We start from the raw sequence: 6,034 nt of genomic DNA on the forward strand, positions 1-6,034 counted from the left end.
TTCATGACAATTTCTTTGCCTTAGGTGGTGATTCGATACTGGCGATTCAGCTAGCCAGTAAATCAACTAAAATTGGTGTGCCACTTAGTACCGGCCAATTATTTAAATATCAGACCATCGCTATGCTGAGTACTTATATTGAGCAGCACAGCACTGGTGACTGTGATTTAACCTTTTATCAAAAGCAGTTATTAAAACAACCCGGTGCGTATATCGTTAAACATATTAGTATACCTAAGGTGGTATCTGATGAGGATTTGATTAGGCAGCTTGAACGTGTCTATAACAGGCATGATGCTTTGAGGTTGAGGTTTACGCGAGTAAAAGGTTCATGGTGCAGTCATTTTGTGCCACTAAATGAGCTTGGCAAAGAGTCAATGTTGCTCAATGAATCACAAATGCAAGCCGTGTTGTCAAATCGCAACTTAATTGAGGCTGGTGTACTCGATACTACTGAAGGGGGGTTATTTCGAGCCGCCATAACGAGCACTAACCACGCTTCTACAGACATTATATTTGTCGCACATCCAGCCGTTATAGATGAGCAATCACTACATAAATTGATATTGGATATAGAAACAAATCTATTAGTCCATCAGCCGACAAACTTTGGCTATTTGAAGTCAAGTTGGCAGCAATTTATTGAACAATACAATGCAAGGCTGAGTGCCAAAATTCTACCGAGACAAGCGGACTTCTGGCAAAGCCAGTATGAATATCGTGCTCATTTGGCATCGACCAGTACGCATACCTGTTCAGAAAAAATATTAATACAAAAAGTTGGAGAAAAATTAACTCACTGCAATCGAGTTTATAAATCGCATAATAGAGATGTTTTGATTGGTGCTTTGTTATCAGTTTGGCATGAAGTATATGGCTCTAAAAATGTCGTCATTAACTTTGAAGGGAATTTAAAAAACATTGATCATCAAAGTGATTATTTGGCAGATGTGGTTGGTAACTTTACATATACATTTCCTTTGAAGTTTTCATTAAAACATAATGATGATGAAGTTCGCATTATGAAGATGGTGAAAGAAAAACATTGGAAAGGAATAAGTAATAGTCAAAGTTATTTATGCTTGGAAAAAACTGGTGCTATAACCTCGGGAGATTCACTAGTTCATGATATTTATTTTAGAATTGTTGAGCATGATGTTGAATATATTAATCCGATAGAGTTGACTTCAGGTGTATATGTGACATGCAGAATATTTGATGCGGCCTTAGAGATGGAAGTAATAAACTTTGGTAAGGACGATTTATTTTTTAATAGCCTGTTAGATAGCTATGTTGAAAAGTTAGATAGATTGCTCGATGCATGCATTAAAGAGGGTGAGTATTCATTGTTAAGACAAAAGCTCGATGATTCAATTCTCATTGATGAAAATAGGTTGGAAGAAGAGGGTATAGAGATTTAAATTCCTAATAAGTTAGGTTTATATTTTTTTATGAAAGGATGAAATTATTTGCTGTAAATGAAAGAAGATAAACCTCCATAATGGAAGGGTAATAAGTTTTTAAATAGCTTTTTAAGTATGCTTTTCTTAAATCTATTCAATTTTATTTACTCTAGTTAACCCTTCCATTTATTTTTATTGAGATTTTTATGCTGCTTTTAGTGGTAGGGAACCTTTTTGTCTGGTTTTTGATTTTTATTAGTGATTTGTTTTGTATTTTATGAATTTTATTTGATTTTTTATAAGTCATCAGGAGTGTATTTTGTGAATAAAAAAGATGAGTATTTATCAATAATAAGTGGCTCAGATGGTGTTTCTTTAAATGATGAAGAAAAGGGTGATCCTTCCTTTATTTTTAGACTCAACTTTTGGTCATTGATTATTTTTGTATTAACGGTGTTGTTTTCTAGTTTTACTCTTTGGCAGGTTAGTGGAACTGGATCTGAACAGGTCCATGACTCTATAGAGAAAATAAATAAAGAAAGTGAGCTTAAAACAAAAAAACTAAATAGCTCTAATTTTCAGCCTAATCAGAATAAAGCCAACAATGAAACGATATTAACTTCATCCGGTTATATCGTAGCAAGAACAATGGCAACCGTGTCTTCTAAAGTCTTAGGGGTTGTAAAAAGTTTATATGTTGAAGAGGGCGTGAAGGTCAATCAGGGTCAAGTACTGGCTCAGCTTGATAGTTCAACAGAAACAATTCAATTAGACCTAGCGAAGGCTGCATTACACACAGCAAAAGCAAGGTTAAATGAGTTAAAAATCAAAGCAAATGAAGCTAGAGATAAATATGAGAAAAATTTATCTCTTAGTAAATCTAGCTATATTTCAAATGAAGAACTGATCATCAAAAAAGCAAGTATGGACGCTGCATTTGCGTCAGTTATTACTCAAGAAAAGCTGCTAATGGAAAAAGAGCTTGAGATCAATTTGTGGCAAAGGCAGGTGAGTGATCTAACAATCAAAGCACCATTTGATGGCACTATCGTGAGTAAAAACGCCCAAGAAGGTGAAATTGTATCACCTTCATCTGCCGGTGGTGGGTTCACTAGAACGGGTATTTATACCATCGTAGATATGAGCTCTCTTGAAATAGAAGTGGATGTTAACGAGCACTATATTTCAAGACTTGAGCCCGGTAGTCCTGCTGAAGTCTTGGTCGACGCTTTTCCTGATAGCCCAATAAAGTCCGAAGTTATTGCCATTGTACCTACTGCAAATAGAAATAAAGCGACCGTCAAGGTGAGGGTTCGCTCATTAGAAGCCGACGAACGCCTGCTCCCTGAAATGGCGGTAAAAGTTAAGTTTTTTTCATTATAGCGTGTGCATCTGAACCATATTAGTATTGAGGGAAGAAAGTGAAAACATTAAAAGTTAAGTCTAGGTTTGGGCGGAATATTGCCACCAGTCGCATTACAGATTTTGATTTACTGTGGGCATGGCCAGTATTCTTATTCTCTTCATTTGGTCACTTTATAATAGGTCCAATTTTGACCGGCATTTTGAATTTGATGAGTTTGCCAGTATTACTGTCATTTGGAAAAATAGACCGAAATAAAGGTAAATTTATTATTTTAATGAATTTACTTATATTGCCTGTAAATTTAGCTTTATTTTATTTCGCGCCAATTTTTTCTAGTAAATATGCGGCGATATTTATTGCTATACAATCTATTTTCTCGATGGCTTTAATAAAGTTATTAGTTGAAGCTCAATCTTTATATGGGGGAATTAGTCCTCCTGCTAAACATAAATCAGGTGGTCCATCGTTTAACGACTTTTTTTCGGATCATGCTCATAAGATATCAAAGCATGTGCTCAATTCAGAATGGAGTAAATTCTTACTTTTCAACAACCTAGTTGTATCTGCATGCTTGGTTTATGTATTGATTTTTGCTTTTTTCAGTCAATGGGTGAGCGACCTTTTGTATTGGTCATTAATGTTCACCGCATTGTGTTTTTTGGTATTTTTAATCAATAAACCTATTGAACATATGCGTGCGCACAGCCCTAAAGGTCGAATTATTAATAAGCGTGCAATTAAAACGAGCAGTGATAAGTACTACTATCTGTTGGAGCAGTTACAAGCGCACATAATTTGGCCTTTGAGTTTTTGGATGCCAGGCTGTTATCGCTTGTCTCACAGGTTTAACCATCATAGGGAATGTAATGGTGTGGCAGATCAGCTTTCAACACTGCGCTATGACCGTACCAGTTTTATGAGTTTTATGAAGGGAGTTGTGTGGTATAGCCTGTTTACCCGTCTGCTACCTATCGAGATGCTGCGTTACTTTAACTCCGAAGGTAAATTTTGTGGAGGCAAAAAGGTGCTTCAAAAGGCTTATATATCAGGGTATTTGAAAGGTGTGTTGGCTTTTGCTGTGTTTAGCGCTTTATTTCCTCCTTTAGGGGTTGCTGTTGTGTGTTGGGTGTTGTTTAGTGGTGCGAAGGACTATATCAATAATTTGACCATGCATGGCTTTCATGATGCTTCAAAGCCGTCAAGTCGTACACGTTCAAGCGCATCACCAATTCATTTAGGTCATCACTTTTACCCGGACAATTTACACATCATTTTAAGTGCTCAGCATGCACGTAACTTTTGGTGGATATACGAAGGTGAGCCACAGAGCTTTCGACTTTATATCTCATCTGAAATAAAAGCATTTTATACCCGTTACTGGTTCTTGGTTGAAGCGCGGCTTTGGCAAAAGAAAGTGAAAATTGTCAGTAATATTATTGCCACAGGTAAGTGCCCACCTTCTCAACTTTTACGCTATGTCGAGGGTTGTAACGATGTTAAGCGAAGGCCTTTCATTCGGGAATTTGATGTCACTGTATCGAATCTCATAGGAAGGTCTATTGAGGTGATAGCTAAGGGTATGCTACCCAAGAAAAGTATCGCCTTGCTAGATAGCAATATTCGAAGTGAAGTAGTGTTTAAAAAAGCTCAAAACTACTACACCTTCAAAGTATCAGACTGGGAAAACCTACCCCCCGGGATGTACTAGCAAAAATAAATAAAGCCTTGTTTTTATTAGCTTAATTATTTAATTAACGTATCGCCTTACTATCAAAAGTGTTCACGCTATGAGGAACGCTTGTCGGCTGCTGCGTGCCTAAAAATTGATGCCAAACATGTTGGTATTAATAGTGGTGCCTGTTTTAGATCAATAAACAGGCCAATTTAATGAATTGCTAACTGCCTTGGCTTTATAAAAATAACAAGAAAAAGGTTTAAGGTATGCGTTTATTATCATTAGCTCAACAAGATTTATATTTCGATCAACTGCACTATTTCAATAGCCCAAAGTACAACATTGGCGGCTATGTGGAACTTGGTGCAATTAATGTACAAACATTACAGACAGCCTATGCGAGATTGACAGCTAGCGAAGACGTTTTTGGAACGCGCATTATGACTAATAGCGATGGTGTGTTCCAAAAGTTTTGCCCCGCCCAAGAAAGGACCCGTTATTTAGAGCTAATTGACTTTTCAAATGAAGAGGAAGCAGAAAGCACGGCATTAAGCCACTTATCTAACGTGTTATCAATGCCCTTTGAGCTCTATGGACGAGAGCTTTATAGACATCAACTCTATAAGATATCTGAGCATAAGTATTGGTTTACGATATGTATGCACCACATCATCACCGATGGAACTGGGATTATCAATATGATTGGTAAGCTTGGAGAATATTATCATGATGATATAGAAAGTGATGTTGCCACGCATGATGCGTGGGAAGATGCCATATTAGCTGATCAAGCGTACTTGCAAAGTAGTCGCTATCAAAAAGACAAAGACTTTTGGCTCAATACACTTTCGAAACATAACGAACCTGTGCTTCCTTGTCAGCATCATATAGAGAATCCACACAATAAAGGTGTACCAAGCGAGAAGGCTGTGTTGCACATAACTCGCAATAAATATCGCCAAGTAAATGAAATTTCGAATTCTTTTGGGGTTGATGCATCGGGGTTGATTTTAGCACTTTTATACGCCTATTTTTGGAAAATTTCAGGTAGGGAAACGGTGACATTCGGCTTACCGGCACATAGCAGAAAAGGCCCTATTCAGAAGTCATTGCTTAACGTATTTACTAATGTAAGCCCTTTAGTTGTTGATATAAATGAACAAGAAAGTGTATTTGAACTAGCGCAACGAATTGGTATAACTAAGAAAAAAAGCTTTCGCCATCAGAAGTTTCCACTGGGAGATATGGTGCGTGAAAGTCAGCTCAAAAGTAATCATGATAGATTGTTTGACGTTAATTATAGCTATTTAAAGTTGGATAGTAAGTTTTCAGTAGGTGGTCAAAATGCCAAAATATTCTTTAAAAGTAACGGATATGAATCAACTCCTCTAGTTATCACGTTATGGGAATATGGTGATGAGCAAGATGTTGAATTGCAATTTGAGTATAACTTTGCTTTTTTTAATCAGCGTGAGATAGAAATATTGATGCGTCGCTTTGATCATCTCATCGATCAGGCACTTACTAGCCCAAACTTATCACTTAAAAAGCTTAATGTTTTTCCTGAAACTGAGCTGAATGAACTAAAAC

General features: G+C 36.8%; 4 protein-coding genes. All 4 read left to right on the plus strand.

Annotated elements, in window-relative coordinates; genetic code table 11:
• Positions 1-1,421 (plus strand): condensation domain-containing protein (locus SANK73390_RS17120; protein ID WP_462767622.1); only part of this gene is annotated, 1,421 nt, incomplete at its 5' end.
• Positions 1,422-1,724: 303 nt separating this feature from the next.
• Positions 1,725-2,786 carry an efflux RND transporter periplasmic adaptor subunit gene (locus SANK73390_RS17125; RefSeq protein ID WP_462767624.1) on the plus strand — a complete coding sequence of 354 codons (1,062 nt, stop codon included), beginning with the start codon at positions 1,725-1,727 and terminating at the stop codon, positions 2,784-2,786.
• Positions 2,787-2,824: 38 nt separating this feature from the next.
• Positions 2,825-4,477: a hypothetical protein gene (locus SANK73390_RS17130; protein ID WP_462767626.1), complete on the plus strand. Its 1,653-nt coding sequence runs from the start codon at positions 2,825-2,827 to the stop codon at positions 4,475-4,477.
• A gap of 233 nt (positions 4,478-4,710) precedes the next feature.
• Positions 4,711-6,034 (plus strand): condensation domain-containing protein (locus tag SANK73390_RS17135; RefSeq protein ID WP_462767628.1); only part of this gene is annotated, 1,324 nt, incomplete at its 3' end.

The organism is Pseudoalteromonas sp. SANK 73390, from assembly GCF_054966645.1.